15 protein-coding genes are annotated in these 15,741 nt (G+C 70.6%); 4 read left to right on the top strand and 11 right to left on the bottom strand.

The window, feature by feature from the left end; translation table 11 throughout:
• Window positions 1–2: 2 nt before the first annotated feature.
• From MCHLDSM_RS02845 to MCHLDSM_RS02805, 9 genes are all read right to left on the bottom strand, one after another.
• Window positions 3–290, bottom strand: a complete 288-nt coding sequence (locus MCHLDSM_RS02845) for a WXG100 family type VII secretion target (protein WP_048468777.1) — start codon at window positions 288–290, stop codon at window positions 3–5.
• A 27-nt stretch (window positions 291–317) separates the two neighbouring features.
• Window positions 318–611, bottom strand: a complete 294-nt coding sequence (gene esxG / locus MCHLDSM_RS02840; protein WP_048468776.1) for a type VII secretion system protein EsxG — start codon at window positions 609–611, stop codon at window positions 318–320.
• The gene (locus tag MCHLDSM_RS02835; RefSeq protein ID WP_048468775.1) at window positions 608–2,188 is read right to left on the bottom strand and encodes a PPE family protein; all 1,581 of its coding nucleotides are present in this window, start codon (window positions 2,186–2,188) and stop codon (window positions 608–610) included. Before MCHLDSM_RS02835 ends, esxG begins: the two co-directional genes overlap by 4 nt.
• 1 nt (window position 2,189) lies before the next feature.
• A complete protein-coding gene (locus MCHLDSM_RS02830) occupies window positions 2,190–2,498 on the bottom strand; it encodes a PE family protein (RefSeq protein WP_048468774.1) in 309 nt (102 codons plus the stop codon).
• Window positions 2,499–6,488, bottom strand: a complete 3,990-nt coding sequence (eccCa, locus tag MCHLDSM_RS02825) for a type VII secretion protein EccCa (protein ID WP_048468773.1) — start codon at window positions 6,486–6,488, stop codon at window positions 2,499–2,501. It abuts the gene before it with no gap.
• Window positions 6,485–7,987 (bottom strand): type VII secretion protein EccB, encoded by a 1,503-nt coding sequence (eccB, locus tag MCHLDSM_RS02820; RefSeq protein WP_048468772.1) that lies wholly within the window; start codon window positions 7,985–7,987, stop codon window positions 6,485–6,487. The genes eccCa and eccB overlap by 4 nt, the downstream gene beginning before the upstream one ends.
• Window positions 7,984–9,822 carry a type VII secretion AAA-ATPase EccA gene (gene eccA / locus MCHLDSM_RS02815; protein WP_082168670.1) on the bottom strand — a complete coding sequence of 613 codons (1,839 nt, stop codon included), beginning with the start codon at window positions 9,820–9,822 and terminating at the stop codon, window positions 7,984–7,986. The genes eccB and eccA overlap by 4 nt, the downstream gene beginning before the upstream one ends.
• A 111-nt stretch (window positions 9,823–9,933) precedes the next feature.
• The gene (locus MCHLDSM_RS02810; RefSeq protein ID WP_048468771.1) at window positions 9,934–10,830 is read right to left on the bottom strand and encodes a class I SAM-dependent methyltransferase; all 897 of its coding nucleotides are present in this window, start codon (window positions 10,828–10,830) and stop codon (window positions 9,934–9,936) included.
• Between the two features lie 33 nt (window positions 10,831–10,863).
• Window positions 10,864–11,703, bottom strand: coding sequence for an oxygenase MpaB family protein (locus MCHLDSM_RS02805; RefSeq protein ID WP_082168669.1), 840 nt, complete (start codon window positions 11,701–11,703; stop codon window positions 10,864–10,866).
• Between the two features lie 87 nt (window positions 11,704–11,790).
• On the opposite strand from MCHLDSM_RS02805, the gene MCHLDSM_RS02800 reads away from it, so the two are divergent.
• Entirely contained in the window at window positions 11,791–12,417 is a 627-nt protein-coding gene (locus MCHLDSM_RS02800) for a TetR/AcrR family transcriptional regulator (RefSeq protein ID WP_048468769.1), read from the top strand.
• A 107-nt stretch (window positions 12,418–12,524) separates the two neighbouring features.
• A complete protein-coding gene (locus MCHLDSM_RS02795; protein ID WP_048468768.1) occupies window positions 12,525–13,565 on the top strand; it encodes a cupin domain-containing protein in 1,041 nt (346 codons plus the stop codon).
• 13 nt (window positions 13,566–13,578) lie between these two features.
• Here the strand turns inward: MCHLDSM_RS02795 and MCHLDSM_RS02790 are convergent, their stop codons facing one another.
• The gene (locus MCHLDSM_RS02790; protein WP_048468767.1) at window positions 13,579–14,034 is read right to left on the bottom strand and encodes an Lrp/AsnC family transcriptional regulator; all 456 of its coding nucleotides are present in this window, start codon (window positions 14,032–14,034) and stop codon (window positions 13,579–13,581) included.
• An 81-nt stretch (window positions 14,035–14,115) separates the two neighbouring features.
• Here MCHLDSM_RS02790 and MCHLDSM_RS02785 point away from each other — a divergent pair, with 81 nt between their 5' ends.
• Together MCHLDSM_RS02785 and MCHLDSM_RS02780 are read left to right on the top strand one after the other, a co-directional pair.
• Complete coding sequence (locus MCHLDSM_RS02785; protein WP_234713837.1) at window positions 14,116–14,565, top strand: PTH2-like family protein; 450 nt, start codon at window positions 14,116–14,118, stop codon at window positions 14,563–14,565.
• Between the two features lie 39 nt (window positions 14,566–14,604).
• Window positions 14,605–15,099 (top strand): MarR family winged helix-turn-helix transcriptional regulator, encoded by a 495-nt coding sequence (locus MCHLDSM_RS02780; RefSeq protein ID WP_048468765.1) that lies wholly within the window; start codon window positions 14,605–14,607, stop codon window positions 15,097–15,099.
• Between the two features lie 2 nt (window positions 15,100–15,101).
• Here the strand turns inward: MCHLDSM_RS02780 and MCHLDSM_RS02775 are convergent, their stop codons facing one another.
• A complete protein-coding gene (locus MCHLDSM_RS02775; protein WP_048468790.1) occupies window positions 15,102–15,683 on the bottom strand; it encodes a VOC family protein in 582 nt (193 codons plus the stop codon).
• Between the last annotated feature and the right edge of the window lie 58 nt (window positions 15,684–15,741).

The raw sequence follows: 15,741 nt of genomic DNA, 5'->3' as shown, positions 1-15,741 counted from the left end.
GTTCAGCCCCACTTGGCACCCTCGGCCTGGTCGCGCGCCGCCATCGAGGTGGTGTTCATCTCGTGCGTGTTGGCCATCGCCTGGTACGCGCGTACCAGTTCTTCGAGGCTGGTGTTCCACTGCGCCTGCCAGGCCTGGTAGGTCATCCCGGTGTCCCCCTGCCAGGCACCCCGCAGTGCTGCCTGCTCACTGGCGACGTCGGCGCCGACGGCGTGCAGAGCGGCTGCGTAACCGGACATCTCGCCCGCATGGGCCAGCATCGCCGGATAGTTGTACATGATCTGCGACATGGCGGTTCTTCCTCTCGTGCGGGCGGGTCAGACGGCGGTGTAGGTGCTCGCGGCGGCGGCGTCCTCGGCGACATAGGACCCGGCCGCGTCGCCGACGTTGGCCTGCGCGAGGTCGAGCAGGGCGTTGATCTTCGCCGAGACCTCGACGAAGCGCGCGTGTGCGGCCTGGAACGCGGCCGAGGACTCACCCATGTGGAAGGCCTGGGCGGACTGGGCCGCCTGTTCGGCCTGGGAGATGGTGCTGCGCATCAGGGCCGCCTTGGCGCCGAAGGCGATCTCCGAGGCGATCAGCTGCGGAATGTGAGCGTCGAGCAGGCTCATGGGTTTTCCCTTCGGTGGTGGTGGTGTTCCTCGGGTGGAGGTTCGTCGGCCGCCGGGTCCCACGACGCCGGCAGCATCGGGCTCGTGGGCCCGCCGCCGAACGGATCGCCGGCCAGCGTGGTCAGGCCGGCCGCCTCGACCGCACCGGTGTCGAGGGTGCCGGCGAAGCCCATCGGTCCGGCGCCGCGCAACGAGGCGGTGACCGGCGGCTCGTCGGCACGGGCATTGTCGCGCCCGGGTCCGTCCTCGGCGTCGAGGTAGGCATCGGCGTACCCGCGGCCCACCACGTCGTCCTTCTGCCGTCGGCGTCGGCGGCGCCGCTCGGCGGCAGAGGCGGCGATACCTGCCGCAGCCGCGGGGATCGCGGCGGCGGGAGCCTGCGCGCCGGTGCGGTCACGCACCGTCGGGGTGACACCCCCGCCCGGATCCTGACCGGCGACGACGTAGGGCGCGAACGGCGCAGCGGCGGCGGCCGGGGCGGCGGCGGTCGAGACCGGGCCGCCGGTCACCGTGTTCACCACGGTCGCTGCCGTGCCCGCCGGTGCGGGTGAACCGAAGGCCAGCGGGGCCGGCTGCTGCTGCTCGGCACGCCCCGGGGGCGCCTGGGTGGCCGGCGCCTGCTCGGCGGGGGTGTCGGCGGGAGCGGCGGGCAGCTGGTCGAGCAGCTGCGCACCGACGCCGAGCACGATGGCCAGCGTGGTGGCCGCCAACGGCAGCAGGAACAGCGACGGGTACAGGATCGAGGCGCCGATCCATGACACCGCCTGGTAGACGACGGCCAGCAGGAACGGCCCCCAGGTCACCAGCGCCTGCGCGGGGTTGGTGAGGAAGTCGGTGATCAGCGCGATGGTGTTGCCGATCGGGTCGCGCAGGAAGTCGAAGATCGGCTCGAAGAGGAACCGCAGGATCTCACCGTAGGCCCGGATCAGGTCGGCGATGACGTCGCTGAGGTCGAACGCGGCACCGGCCTGCGCGGCCTGCACCTGCGCGGCGGCACCCGACGTGTCGGCCGCCGCCCGGCCCGCTTCCCCCACACCGGGCAGGAGTATCGACGGTGCCGGCGTCGCGGTCGGGGTCGCGGCCAGTGCGGCGCCCGACACCGCCTGGTAGGTGCCCATGGTGGTGGCGGCCTGGATCCACATGCGCACGTAGTCGGCCTCGTTGAGCGCGATCGGAATCGTGTTGACGCCCAGGAAGTTCGTCCCCACCAGGACGGCGTGTGTGGCGTGGTTCAGCGCCAGTTCCGGCAGTGTCGGCATGGTCGCCACCGCGCTCGCGTAGGCCGCCGCGGCCGCCTCGTGCTGCGCGGCGGCGGCCGCACTGTCGGCGCTGCGTTGCGCGAGCCAGGCCAGGTAGGGGGTGTGCGCCGCCAGGTACTGTTCCGAGCTCGGCCCCTCCCAGCCACCCGCCTGCACGGCGGCCAAGACATCGGTGAGTTCTGCGGCTGCAGTGGAATATTCGGCGCTCAGGGAATGCCATGCCGCCGCCGCGGCGAGCAGCGAACCCGGACCGGGTCCGCTGCTGAGCAGCGCCGAGTGCACCTCGGGCGGCAGCGCCATCCACACGGGGGCGGTCATGTCAGCCGCGCGCCGTCAGGTAGGCCGACGCGGCCATCGCGTCGCCACTGGCATAGCTGATCGCGGACTCCCCGACGCCGACGCCGGCGCGCCCCAGTTCGGTGACGCCCTGCGCGGCGGCCGCCTGGTGCTCGGCGCCGTGCGCGCTGAGACCGGCGGCGGTCTGCAGCGACACCGGGTCGGCGGCGGGCGGGACCACGGCGGTGACCGCAGGCGCCGCGGCGGCGTGCACGGCCGCCATCTTGGCCGCGAGCGCCTCGACGGCCGCAGCGGCCGCGGTGAGACCTTCGGGGACCACGCGCAGCGTCATCTACAGTTCCTTTCCTCGGTGCGCCGAATGTGTGCCGGAAGTCGATGAAACCGCCTCGGCTGCAAGCAGATCGACGAGCTGGACGAACGTCGGGGCATCGGAGTGGTTGTCGTCGTCGAGCAGCAGAGCGCGGCCGGCGGGGAGCCGGTGGAACCGGTGCCCGCGGATCTTGCCGCTCTCCTGTGGGTGACCGGACAGCATGAGCGTCGTCGCCTGCAGGTCGTTGAGTCGGCGCAGCAGCGGCGCGGTCATCACCGCGTGGGCCGCACCGGCGGCGCGCGCGGTGACGATCACCCGCAGGCCGAGATCGGAGGCCTGGGCCAGCAGCCCGATCAACGCCGTCCACGGCCGCTGACCGACGAAGGGACCGCCGATGGCCGGCCCGTCCGGGATCTGGTCGACATCGTCGATGATCAGATAGTGCAGGTGGCCGTCGCCACCGGCGCGCCGGAAGTCCCACCCCTGCAGCTGCTGCGCGCTCAGACCCGCAGGGGGCCTGCGCTTCTCGAGCAGTGCCGACAATCCGAGCATCGCGGGCAGGATCCGGTCGATGTTGGGGGTGTACTCGTTGTCGGGGAAGAGCGGCTCGTCGACGAGCTGCAGGCGCCGGTCGATGACCGTGAACGCCACCTGATCCGGACGCGAACTCTCCCGCAGGGTGCGGATGAGATGACGCAGCAGCGTGGTCTTGCCCGTCCTCGCGTCACCGAAGACCATCAGCAGCGGGTTGGCGGCGAAGTCGACGGTCACCGGTGCGAGGTCCTCCTCCCGCGCCCCGATGACGACGCGTTCGGGCGCCGGGTAGAGCGGGCCGAGCTCGCCGGGTGACAGGCTCGTCGGCAGCAACCGCACCGGCGGTGCGCTGCGGCCCGGGTGGCGCGCATTGAGCTGCGGGATGGTGTCGAGCGCGGGTCGGGCGAACAGGAAGTGTTCGGCGGCCATGGTGAGGCCGCGGCCCGGCTGGTCGGCAGGCACGCTGTCGGCGGGCCGGCGCAGCGCACCGGCGACCCGCACGTTGCTGTCGCGCGCGTCGGACAGCTTGAGCTCCAGCCGCAACCCGAGCCCGTCGCGCATGGCCAGCGGCACCTCGAGCCAGTTCGGCGTCGTGACCACGACGTGGATGCCGTAGGCCAGCCCGGTGTTGACGAGCTCGGTCACCCTGGCCAGCAACGGGTTCCGCGTGTTGAACGTGTCCGTGTTGTCGCGGGTGAAGGCGTACAGGTTGTCGATCAGCAGGAAGACCTCGCCGTATCCGTCTTCGTGGTCGGTGCGCTCGGCGGCGCCGCGCTGCCGGCGCGCCCGTAGCAGCTGATCGAGTTCGCCGAAGGTGCGCCGGATGCGTTCGGGTTCCAGCGGGGAGGCCACGCTGCCGACGTGGGCCAGGTCCTGAAGGTCGCGCAGCCGTCCGCCGCCGTAGTCGAGGCAGTAGAACGTCACGTCGCCGGGGGCGTGCAGGGCTGCTGCGGACATCACGAAGGTCTGCAGCGCGGTGGATTTCCCGGACTTGGGGCCGCCGTGGATCACGACGTTGGCCGCCGCGGACGTGGCGTCGAACACCAGGGGGTCGCGACGCATCTCGAAAGGCCGATCGATCTCGCCGAGGGGCCAGCGCCACCGCTGTTCGCGGACACCGGCCCGGGCGAGCAATCCCTCGAGGGGGATCGGCTCGTCGAGCGGGGCCAGCCACAGCTTCGGCGCGCGGGGACCGTAGCGGGCCAGTTGGGCGCCGATCGTGGCGATCAACTTGCGCGGTGTGGGCACCTCGACGTCGGCGCCGTCGTCGACGATCACGGTGTCGGGCTCCGGCTCCACCCGGTCCGCGGTGAACAGCTGAGGCTGCGGAATCGCATGCACGACAACGGAACGGTCGACCCGCGGCGGCTCGTAGATGCCGTCGACGTACGTGCTGCGGAACTTGACCGGCCGGGCGCCGGGGGCGGGCACGAGGTAACCGACCCCTTTGTGGTTGCGGCCCGGTTCGATGTGGAACGCGTCCTCCACGCCGATGATCTGGCGTGACACGCTCGGGCTCGCCACCTTCAGCCCGATCCGGTACGACGTGTTCTTGTCGATGTCCTTGATGCGGCCGACGTCGAGGGTCTGCGACGCGAACAGCAGGTGGATGCGGAACGAGCGGCCCTTGCGGGCGATGTAGTCGAACAGCTCGGCGTACTCGGGGTGGTCCGCCAGCATCAGCGTGAACTCGTCGGCCACCACCAGCAACGTCGGCATCGGCGGCAGGTCATGCCCGTCGGCGATCGCGTTCTCGTACTCGGTCACCGAGGTGAAGGCGCTGCCCTGCACCCGGCGGCCCGCCTCCTTGAGCGCGTGCTCACGCCGGGCCACCTCGCCGCGCAGCGTGTCGGCGAATCGGTCTGCCAGCGAGCGCTTCTCGGCCATGTTCGAGATCACGGCGACGACCTGCGGGAAATCGCGGAAGATGTCGGCGCCCGCTTCGCCTTTGAAGTCGGCGTAGATGACGATCAGCCGGTCGGCCGGATGCGTGGTCAGCAGCGCCAGCAGGATCGCCATCAGGGTCTGCGACTTGCCCGAACCCGTCATGCCGATCATCAGGCCGTGAGGGCCCATGCCGCCCTCGGCTTCGTCCTTCAGGTCGAAGATCAGCGGTTCGCCGGTCGCGGTGACACCGATCGGGACCCGCAACTCGTCGTCCCGATGGCGGGGCGCCCACAGCGCCGCGACGTCGAGTGCGGACGCATCCCGGATGCCGAGCAGTGTCGTGAAGGTCGCGCCGCCGGTGGTGGCGGACCGGCCGTGGCCGGGCTGCGAGTCCCACCGGGACAGGCGGCGGGCGAGGTGCCGCGCATCGGCCGCGCCGAGCCGGTCGGCGGTGTCGATGAAGGGTGCCCAGTCCCCGTTCTGCCAGCGCTGGATCCGACCGTCGACGATGTGCAGGATCGGTCGTTCCGGGTCCGAATACTGTTCGCGGTGCGGCTCTTCGGCGGATCGATGGATCACGGTCACGCCTGCCAGGCCGCGGCCGACGAACGCGGCCGGGTCGGCGTCCGGGTCGTCGAGCACGACGAGAAGGTGTCGGGCCTCGGCGGTCCCGTCCCCCGTGAACGCGGGCCGGCCGGTCAGCGCCGGCGCCAGCGTGCGGTGCAGTTCCGCGGCGTCGGTCGCGAGGTGACGGGCCGGGCCGACCCCGTCGGCCTGGCCGGGGATGTCGGCGTGCGGCAGCCACTTCAGCCAGGACCAGGCATAGGATTCGAGGGCGGCGCCGGCGAACGCGATACCGAGGACCGACGGGTCGTGCCACGTCATCGCCTGCGCGATCCAGGCCCGCAGCGCCGCGGCGACCTCGTCGGGGTCGCCGAGGACGGTGATGCGCGCGGTCGCGGCCAGGTCGATCCCGGCGGGGGCGGCGTGCAGCGTCCGCTGGGTGTCGAACAGTCCGCGAAGAGTACTGTGCGACAACGGTTCCAGGTCGATCTCGTCGGCGGTGTCGGTGACCCGCAGGGCCGCATCGAGCGCCTGATCGTGCAGACCGGCGCGCAGCACCAGGTAGTCGGCGTCGTGCGGGTCGCGTTCCCACTGCCGGCGGGTGCCCGGGACGGCGGACAGCGCGACGGGATCGGGATGCGACCACTCCAACGCCGCTCGCTGCTCGTCGGCGTGGGCACGGACGTTGTCCCGGACCACGGACAGGTACCGCAGATAGTCGGCCCGTTCGGCGTCGACCTCCTCGGTGCGCATCTTGTTGTCCGAGCCGCGGTAGAGCGCGGTGGCGGCCAGCAGCAACACGAACGGGAAGAACAACGTGGTCGGTGAGATCAGCCGCAGGCCGGTCGCGACCAGCGCGACGATCATGCCGACGATGAGGATCACGATCAGATAGGGCAGCGCCCGGCGCAGCAGCGAGGGCGGCACGACGCGCGGCAGTTCCGGTGGCGGTTCGATGGTGATCGTGCCCTTGCGGGTGACCGGCGGCGGCACCCGCTTGCGGTGCTCGAAGATCAACCGGCTCATGGGGTCTCCATCCGGGCCGGCGCGGGGTCGGGCGCCAGCGAGTCGTGGGCGAGCAGCGCGTCGGTGCGCGACAGGGTCGGTCCCGCCGCGAACTGCGAGAGCACCGCCCAAGGGATGGGCAGCGGCGCGGACTGCAGCCCCAGTGCCGCGGCGGTGTCCTCGCCCTCGATGCCGAAGCGCACACCGGTGTCGCTGACCCAGAACTGCGCACCGGCACTGTCGACGAAGTAGCCGCGGCCCGGGGGCAGCACCACCCTGTCGGCGGGGCCGCCGGGCGTTCCGGAGCTCACCAGCTCCACCGCGCGTTGCCCGTCGGGAACGGGCAGCGCCGCCCCGTTCCGCAACGTCAGCGAACTCGTCTCGGCCCCTTCGGGTTTGGCCCACGACGCGCAGATCACCGGGGCGGACGCGGTATCGGTCAGAGTGACCGGATCGGACGGGTACGCGCTGAGGTCGATGCCGCGGGCGGCCGGCAGGCGTGCCACGTCGTCGGCGCCGAGGCGGGGCGGCTGGTCGAGGCCGTAGGAGTCGGTGTTGCGCAGGATCGCGGCCACCACCGGTGAGACGGGCTGCAGTCCGTCGGCGAGGACGACGTAGTGCCGCAGCGTGTTGTCGGTGTCGTAGGAGACGACCACGGCGCCGACGGGCGCGGACACCGGCAGGGACAGTGGGGACGGGGCGCCGGCACCGGGGATGACGGGCGCCCTCAGCGGCGGGGCCTCCGGGATGGCGTTGAACAGTCCGGGCGCGATCGGCGCCGGTGCCGTGTCCGTGTCGCCGAGCCCGAGACCGCCGGTGACCGCGCGGTCGGCGAGATCGATCGCGCTGCGCCTGCCGTTCCACAGCAGCCAGGTGCGGCCGTCGTTCTCGGCGAGCACCGCGTGGCCGCCGGGCAGCGCGGCCGCACGTTCACCGCCCTCGGCGGGCGGGCCCGCGATCACGGTGACACCGGTCGACGAACCGGTCGCCGCATCGCACACCGACCAGTACGCATCGCGCGTCTCGTTGGGGGACATGCGTTCCGGCGCGCCGGGGATGCCGAGCATGTTGCCGCGCGGGAACCGGTCGAGCTCACTGGTCTTGACCAGGGCCGGGTTGTCGGGCCTGCCGGTGATCAGCCGCGCCGAGGTCAGGTTCAGCACCGGGTGCAGCTGGTCACCGAGTTTGACGTAGAGCGCCGCGGTCTCCCTGTCGGCCAGCACCGGATCGGTGCCCACCGCCCCACCGGGGCGGATCAGCGAGAACAGGAAGCAGCCGATCAGGCCGGTGACCAGGATCAGCGCCCCGACCAGCACCGCGCGTGACTGGCTGCGCAGCGGGTCGACGAGCATCCGGGTGTCGTGCAGCGCGACGCCGGAGGCGATGCGGCGCATGACGAATCGCCATCCGGTCACCTGGTGACGGGTGACGAAGCCGCGCCGGCGCGCGGCGGGATCAGGGTTCTCGCGGGCCGGCGTGCGCGAGGTGAACGAGCGCCGGTCGGGCTGCGGTGAGGTCACGGCGCCATCGTCAATCCGAGTCCGCGCAGCAGTGGCTCGGCGGAAGCGGCGACGTCGGCGGCGGTGATCGTCATCAGATCGTCGTCGGTGAAGTCGTCGGATTCGGCGTGGTCGAGCCGGTATTCGCGCTCCTCCTCGGAACGTTCGACGAGGTTGCGCACGAACCGTCCGTTGCCGGCGATGTCGAGGCTGCGCCGCTGCACCCCGTTTCCGTCGGGGGTGGTGGCCTGCGCGAGGTGGGCGAACAGGCGTTCCATGTCGGCGCGGGCCTGCTCCTCGAAGCGGGAGTCACGCTTTTCGGCCATCCGCGTGGCGATCTCGACGAGCTCGGCGGCCGAGTAGGAGGGAAAGTCGATGCTGCGGGTGAAGCGGGAGCGCAGCCCCTCGTTGGTGTCGAGGAACATGTCGAGGTCCTTACGGTAGCCCGCGACGATGACGACCAGGCGGTCGCGGTCGTTCTCCATGCGGGCCAGCAGGGTGTCGATGGCGACCAGCCCGAAGTCGTTCTTCGCGCCGGTGGACACCAGCGCGTACGCCTCGTCGAGGAACAGCACGCCGTCGAGCGCGCTGTCGATGATCGCGTTGGTCTTGGCCTCCGTCTCCCCGATGTGCTGCCCGATCAGGTCGGCGCGGTGCACCTCGCGGACGGTCTCCTTCTTGAGCAGGCCGAGTCCGCAGTAGATCTTGGCGACGACGCGGGCGATGGTGGTCTTGCCCGTTCCGGGAGGGCCGGCGAACACCAGGTGGTTGGTCCGCTGGGCCACGGCGAGGCCGCGATCCTGACGCCGGATCGCCATCGCGACAGAGCTTTTGAGGCGCGCGACCTGATACTTGACCTCCTCGAGGCCGATGAACTCCGCGAGTTCGGCCTCGGCCTCGGCCAGCAGGTGCGCCTTGCGGTCCTTGGCGCCCGGGTCGACGAAGTCGGCCTCCCCCGGCTCGGTCTGCGGATCCCATGGGTTGCTGCGGGCCTCGATGCGGGCGGCGGTGGTGGTGAGGATGCCGTAGGTCCCGTCGGACAGCGCGTCCTCGATCGCGGTGTTGTCGGGGTTCGCGGCGTAGAGCTCCTGCAGCAGCTCGAGGGCGTCCTCGTCCTGCCCCTGCGCGCGCAGGCACAGCGCCTTGGCGAACGCCCCGTCGACCGCGGCCAGGGCGATCGGCCCTTCCGGACGGTCGAGGTGGGACAGGGCGGGAGCGAACATGCCCAGCCGGGCCAGCGCGACGCCGAGGGTGATCCGCGCGGCGTGGCGGTAGGTCTCGTCGAGCGACTCGTCGGCCACCACCGGCGTGAGCAGCCGCACCACGTCGGCCCAGCGCGCCGTCCGGTGGTGCAGCACCACCCGGACCCAGCGGGCCGGCAACCATCCGGGTCGGCGCCCGAGCAGCTGACCGACGAGCTGGTCGGCATCCGCGTAGCCGGCGGCGTCCCCCAGACAGACGGCGTAGGCGAGGGCGAAATCATCGGCAGTGGTGGCACGCAAGCGCAGGTAAAGCCCGGTGTCGTAAGCGAATCCGAGTGCCCCGGGGGCGAGCCCGGTCTCGCGCTGCAGAGCCCCGGCCGAGGCACGGGTCTGCCAGACGTTCTCGATGACTCGCGGCGAGACGTCGCCGGCGGCGGCCAGTCCCGTCCAGGCGTCGCACTGATCGTGGGCCATCCTCGTCAGCGCGCTGAAGCCGGCCCGGGCCGCGCTCAGGTCAGCGGGCCGGCGCCGCTCGTGCACCGACAGGCCCAGCGCGCGGCAGCAGGTGGCGAAGCGGCTGACGACCTCGGGGTCGGGCCGGGACGTGAGGACCGCCACCGGATCACCGGCAGCCGCGAGCGTGTCACGTCCCATGTCTCCCCGTTGGTTATGGTTGCCTTAGCTAACTCGCGCTGAAGTTAGCATTGCATAACCTCACTGTCGAGAGGCACGGGGTGCGACGGCCCGGTGAGCCGGGTCACCTCGTCAGCGCGGCTTGACCGCCCTGACCAGGCTGGTCGTGCTGATCATCGAACCCGCCTCGGAATCCGGTGCGGGCACGGGCCGACCGAGCTCGGCGAGCAGCGCGGGAAGCGGCACGGCCGTGGCGTTCCATCCGCGCTCCCCGAACCACTGCGCGGCGGGCCGATGCTGCTCGTTGTAGACGAGGGTGAAGAACGAACCCTCCTCGCCCCGGGCGCGTTCCTCCTCGCGGGCCGCACGGAACGCCTCACTGTCCATCGGGGTGGATTCTTCGACCGCGACCTCACTGCCCGGCGCGGACAACGCAGCGATGCCGGCGAACAACTCGTCCTGGGCGGCGGCGGGCAGATAGATCAGCAGTCCCTCGGCGATCCACGCCGACGGCTCCGACGGATCGAAGCCGGCATCGCGCAGCGCGCGCGGCCAGTCGTCGCGCAGGTCCACCGGCACCTCCACGCGGGCGGCCCGCGGCGTGGCGCCGTAGTCGGCGAGCACCTGGCGCTTGAACTCCAGCACCCGGGGCTGGTCGAGTTCGAAGACCACGGTGCGCGCCGGCCACCGCAGCCGGTAGGCCCGCGAGTCCAGACCCGCGGCCAGGACCACGATCTGCCGGATATCGGCGGCCGCGGCGGCGGTGAAGTAGTCGTCGAAGAACCGGGTGCGGGCAGCCTGGTAATCGACGAACCGCTCGCCCCACGGTGTCGCGAGCCTGTGGTCGGGCGCGGACCCGTCGAGCAGCGCCGCCCATTCACCGCCGACCGCGCGGCAGAACACCGCCGCGAAGGCGTCCACCGCAACGGGATTCGTCTTGGCCGCCTCCAGCGCGCGGGCGGCCGCGACGAACAAGGCCGTCGAGCCGACGCTGGTGGTGATGTCCCAGGTGTCGTTGTCGCTTCGCACCGGACCGGTTATACGCCCCGATCCTGACAGGACTCAGACCAGCGGGCGGCCGGTGCGGATCCGCCAGTCGACGTCTCTGAGCAGGAGGTTGAAGGGGAACTCCCGCACCACCCGCGGCGAGAAGGCCGTCACGGTGCGCAGTACCGTGATCAGCCGGTCGAACCGCTTCTGGCGCTTGGCATCCCAGGGCAGCCGCATCTCGTCGCGGAAGCGCTGCGGCAGGAAGCCGGTGGTGATCAGCAGGGCCGCTTCCTCCGACCAGCGTTGCATCGGCCCCGGCAGGCGCACCCCCCGCACGCGCGACGCCGCGATGGGATAGAGGTACTCCCGCACGGTGTCGTCGATGTGCACCTTGTCCAGCGACTCCTGCCAGTAGCGGTCGAACGCCGCGCGGTCGGCCGGCCACATGTCCTCGGGCACCTGCAGCATCGTGCCGAGCTTGCGGCCCTGCACGAACAGCTGGTCGGCGGTGTCGTCGTCCAGTTCGCCCACGAAGAGCCGGTGCACGTCGACGACCCCCTTGTACAGGCACGCCCCGACCCACAGCTGCAGGTCCTTGTCGAATGCGTGGTAGGAGACCGGGCTGGAATCGAGCGAGTACACCTGCGCGTGCGCCCGGTTGACGGCGCGCCGGAACGCGGCCTTCTGCGCGTCGGTGCCGTTGGTCGAGACCGCCAGGTAGGTGAAGGTGGTCCGCGCTCGCTTGATCGGGTGCAGGTCGACCCGGCCGCTGTGGACACGGCTCTCGAGGACGCCGTACCCCACGCCGGGGCGCGCGAGCTGCATGATCACGTTCGCGGGACCGGCCAGCAGCCCGAGTCCGAGCATCCCGTCGCCGGTCGTCGTCGCCGTCTTCGAATCGTTCACCGTCATCGACCGCTCCTCTCGCACCCACGCCGAAACTGCGAACGTGCGTTTCCTGATTCTGGTCGCGACGTCGGCCGGGTGTCAAGATGGGGTATGGCCCAGCTCCGCCCGTACCGCGGCGTCGATGCGCAGCAACGGATGGCGCAGCGTCGGCAGCGGCTGCTCGAGGCCGGTCTCGATCTGCTCGGCGGCGGACCCACCCCCGCGGAACTCACGGTGCGCGCGATCTGCGCGCAGTCCGGCCTGGCGGCCCGCTACTTCTACGAGAGTTTCACCGACAAGGACGCGTTCGTGGCGGCGGTGTTCGACCGCGTGGTGGGCGACATCGCGAGCACCACCCAGGCCGCGATGGCGGCCGCCCCGCCCGCCGAGCAGAACCACGCGGCCATGGCCAACATCGTGCGCACCATCGCCGATGATCCGCGGGTGGGCCGGCTGTTGTTCAGCGCGCACCTGGCCAACCCGGTGGTGGTTCGCAAGCGTGCCGAGTCCGGTGCCCTGTTCGCGCTGCTGTCCGGTCAGCACGCCAGCGCCGGGCTCGACATCGAGGCCAACGAGCGGATCGCGGCCGCCGCGCACTTCGTCGTCGGCGGGGTGGCGCAGACGCTGAGCGCGTGGCTGGTCGACGATCTGCGAGTCACGGCCGCGCAGTTGGCGATTCAGCTCGGCACCCTGATCGACCAACTCGCCGACCCGCGCCTCTACACCGACGACGGATAGCCAGAGGTACCGCTAGCGGTAATCACGTTGGCGGCCAGCGTCCATGACACCAGCGGTCGGGTCGGTGAGGGTTGTGGTGGAGGAAGTTCCACCGCAGGAGGATCACCATGACGACACCGCCGACCCCCTTCACCACGTCCCTGCACGAGGGCGACATCGTCGAGGAGAACGACTTCGGTTCGATGCGCCGCGTCAGCGCCGAGCACCTGCCGGTGCTCAAGAACCTGTCGATCAAGCGCCTCGTCCTGAACCCGGGTGCGATGCGCACCCCACACTGGCACGCCAACGCCAACGAACTCACCTACTGCGTCGCCGGCACCGCGCTGGTGTCGGTGCTCGACAACCACAGTAGGTTCAGCACCTTCATCGTCACCGCCGGCCAGATGTTCCACATCGACTCCGGCGCACTGCATCACATCGAGAACATCGGCGACGGCGTCGCCGAGTTCGTCATCGCCTTCCGCAACGAACGGCCCGAGGACTTCGGTCTGGGCGCGACCTTCGGGGCGTTCACCGACGCCGTGCTGGGCAACACCTACAGCCTGCCGGCCTCGGACCTGTCGGTGCTCCGGCGCAGCACCGTCGACCGGAAGTTGGCCGCCCGCAGCGGCGCTCCCGAGATTCCCGCCGTCGCCCACTTCGACGATCCCCACACGTTCGACATCGAGGCGCAAGCGCCGGGTCTGAACTACGCCAGCGGGTCGGCGCGCTTCGCCCGCGATCAGTTCTGGCCCGCCCTCAAGGACATCTCGATGTACAGCCTGCGCGTCGCCGAAGACGGTATGCGGGAACCACACTGGCATCCGGTCACCGCCGAGATGGGGTATGTCCGGCAGGGTCAGGCCCGGATGACGATCATGACGCCGGAGGGACGTCTCGACACCTGGACGATGAAGGCCGGCGACATGTACTTCATCCCGCGGGCCTACCCGCATCACATCGAGAACATCGGCAGCGACGAGTGGCACTTCCTGATCTTCTTCGACCAGCCGTTCCCGGCCGACATCGGTTACCGGGCGTCGGCGAGCGCCTACAGCCGCGAAGTGCTCGCCGCGACGTTCGAGACCCACATCGACGATCTGCCGGACTTCCCGTTCACCCCGGCCGATCCGCTGATCGTCAGCCGCGTCAACCCGGTCGACGCCTGAGCGCCGGCCGCGCTCAGCCGGCGGGGCGCACCACGTGGTTGCGCACGTGCTCGAACACCACCTCGGTGCGGACGCCGGCGACCTCGCGGCGTTTGGTCAGCGAGTCGAGCACGAAGTCGCGCAGCGCCTCGGTGGACGCCACCGCGACGTGCACCAGCAGATCCTCGGTGCCGGTGGTGACGAACAGCTGCAGAGTCTCCGGAAGCTGCCGGACGAAATCGCGGAATCCGTGGATCACCTGGCGTGACTGCGGGCGCAGACGCACGGTGATCATCGCCTGCACCGGGCGGCCGAGGGCGGCCGGATCGACCGTGTAGTGCACCCCGCCGAGTACGCCACGATCGCGCAGCGCGCGGACCCGCTCCAGCGTGGTCGACGGTGACACCCCCAGAGCGGCGGCCAGGTCGCGGTTGCTGCGCCGACCGTCTGCCTGCAGCGCCGCCACGATCGCCGAATCCCATTCGTCCATGCCCCGAGTCTGACATGCGGGTCCCGAATTATGTTCGGCAAAGGGGAGCCAGCGCCTGTTTTACCTCTATCTTCGGCCACTATGACCGAATCAGTGATGGACACAGCGGTGATGCGCCGACCACTGCATCCGACCAAGATCGCCGTCGTCCTGCTCGACACGCTGCCCACGTGGCAGAAGCTGAACGCGACCGCGTTCCTGGCCAGCGGGATCGCGGCGACCGCCGAGGAGTGCATCGGGTCGCCGTACGAGGATGCCGACGGCACGCCGTACACCCCGATGTTCGGGCAGCCCGTCCTGGTCTTCGAGGCCGATGCGGCGCGGCTCTCGCGCACGCTCGACCGTGCCCACCGCCGGGGGATCGTCCCGGCCGTCTTCACCGCCGCGCTGTTCGGCACCGGCAACGACGAGGACAACCGGGCCGAGGTGGCGGCCCGCGGGCGCGCCGATCTCGACCTCGTCGGCCTCGCGGTGCGGGCCGAACGCAAGACCGTGGACAAGATCGTCGACGGGCTCACGCTGCACCGCTGACCGGACCGTGCTTCGTCATCGAAGCACTAGGCTGACGGGATGGCGGAGTCCCTGAATCCGGTGCAGATGCACACCTACTTCGCGTTGACCGAAGCGGTGAGCCTGCTGCAGTACGCGGTACGCCAGCAGCTACAGGCCGAAGGCGGGCTCAGCTACGTGCAATTCGAGATTCTCGCCAAACTGGCCACAGCGGATGGGCGCGCGCTCACCATGACCGATCTCGCGGACGGGGTGGTGTACAGCCGGTCCGGCCTGACCCATCAGGCGGGACTGCTCGAACGCGACGGGCTGATCACCCGGCGGGCCAGTCCTGACGACCAGCGTGCCACGGTCGTCGACATCACCGAGGCCGGCCGGGAGCGGGTCGCCGCGGTCCTGCCCGGCCACATCGACGTGGTGCGCGAATTGCTGTTCGAGCCGCTGTCGGAGCGCGATGTGCGCACGCTGGGCACGCTGATGACCCGCGCCCGCGACCACATGCGGTCACGGCCGCCACGCTCGGCGGCGCCGCGCAGATCCAGGCGCGCCGGCTGACGTCAGGGCTGCGCGGCGGCGGGCACCCGGCGATCGGCCGCGGTCTTCGGCGTGGCCATCGCGTCGTCTGAGGTGAATTTCTTGGTCCAGCAGGCGAATTCCAACGTGATGCCGTCGGGATCGAGGAAGTAGAACGAGCGCACGTAGACGCCCGGGTGCAGCGTCGCCGACACCTGCGCCGGGCTCTCGTCGTGGTTGAGCACCGGACCGACCCGCACACCTTTGTCCTTGAGCTTCTGCCGGTAGGCGTCGAACTGCTCGGCCGGCACGTGGAACGCCAGATGGTTCATCGTGCTCACGGCGCTGACGATGTCACCGATGCCCGGGATCGCCTCCGGCGAGGAGATGCCCGGCACCCGGTCGGGCGCGTCGGCGAACCAGAAGAACGCGACGCAGTCACCGTTGCCGGCGTCGAAGAAGAAATGCTGGCCCATCCCGCCGGGCAGATCCAGCGACTTGATCAGCGGCATGCCCAGCACGTTGCTGTAGAAGTCGACGGTCCTGGCCATGTCCGAACACACCAGCGCGACGTGGTTGATGCCGCCGAGGTGGAATTCGGTGTTGGTGTTCTGCGGCTTGATCACGATCACGCCTCCCTCGATCAGCATCGAATCTAACATCGGCGAGGACAGCAGACCGACG

The organism is Mycolicibacterium chlorophenolicum (assembly GCF_001044235.1).
GTDB classification, from domain to species: Bacteria; Actinomycetota; Actinomycetes; order Mycobacteriales; family Mycobacteriaceae; genus Mycobacterium; species Mycobacterium chlorophenolicum.
Note: the sequence above shows the minus strand (reverse complement) of the source record. Positions and strands in the feature narration are given on the sequence as shown.

Coding starts and splice junctions, on each gene's coding strand:
- MCHLDSM_RS02845 (WP_048468777.1), bottom strand. CDS start 290: ATGTCGCAGATCATGTACAACTATCCGGCGATGCTGGCCCATGCGGGC.
- esxG (WP_048468776.1), bottom strand. CDS start 611: ATGAGCCTGCTCGACGCTCACATTCCGCAGCTGATCGCCTCGGAGATC.
- MCHLDSM_RS02835 (WP_048468775.1), bottom strand. CDS start 2,188: ATGACCGCCCCCGTGTGGATGGCGCTGCCGCCCGAGGTGCACTCGGCG.
- MCHLDSM_RS02830 (WP_048468774.1), bottom strand. CDS start 2,498: ATGACGCTGCGCGTGGTCCCCGAAGGTCTCACCGCGGCCGCTGCGGCC.
- eccCa (WP_048468773.1), bottom strand. CDS start 6,488: ATGAGCCGGTTGATCTTCGAGCACCGCAAGCGGGTGCCGCCGCCGGTC.
- eccA (WP_082168670.1), bottom strand. CDS start 9,822: ATGGGACGTGACACGCTCGCGGCTGCCGGTGATCCGGTGGCGGTCCTC.
- MCHLDSM_RS02805 (WP_082168669.1), bottom strand. CDS start 11,703: ATGACGGTGAACGATTCGAAGACGGCGACGACGACCGGCGACGGGATG.
- MCHLDSM_RS02800 (WP_048468769.1), top strand. CDS start 11,791: ATGGCCCAGCTCCGCCCGTACCGCGGCGTCGATGCGCAGCAACGGATG.
- MCHLDSM_RS02795 (WP_048468768.1), top strand. CDS start 12,525: ATGACGACACCGCCGACCCCCTTCACCACGTCCCTGCACGAGGGCGAC.
- MCHLDSM_RS02790 (WP_048468767.1), bottom strand. CDS start 14,034: ATGGACGAATGGGATTCGGCGATCGTGGCGGCGCTGCAGGCAGACGGT.
- MCHLDSM_RS02785 (WP_234713837.1), top strand. CDS start 14,116: ATGACCGAATCAGTGATGGACACAGCGGTGATGCGCCGACCACTGCAT.
- MCHLDSM_RS02780 (WP_048468765.1), top strand. CDS start 14,605: ATGGCGGAGTCCCTGAATCCGGTGCAGATGCACACCTACTTCGCGTTG.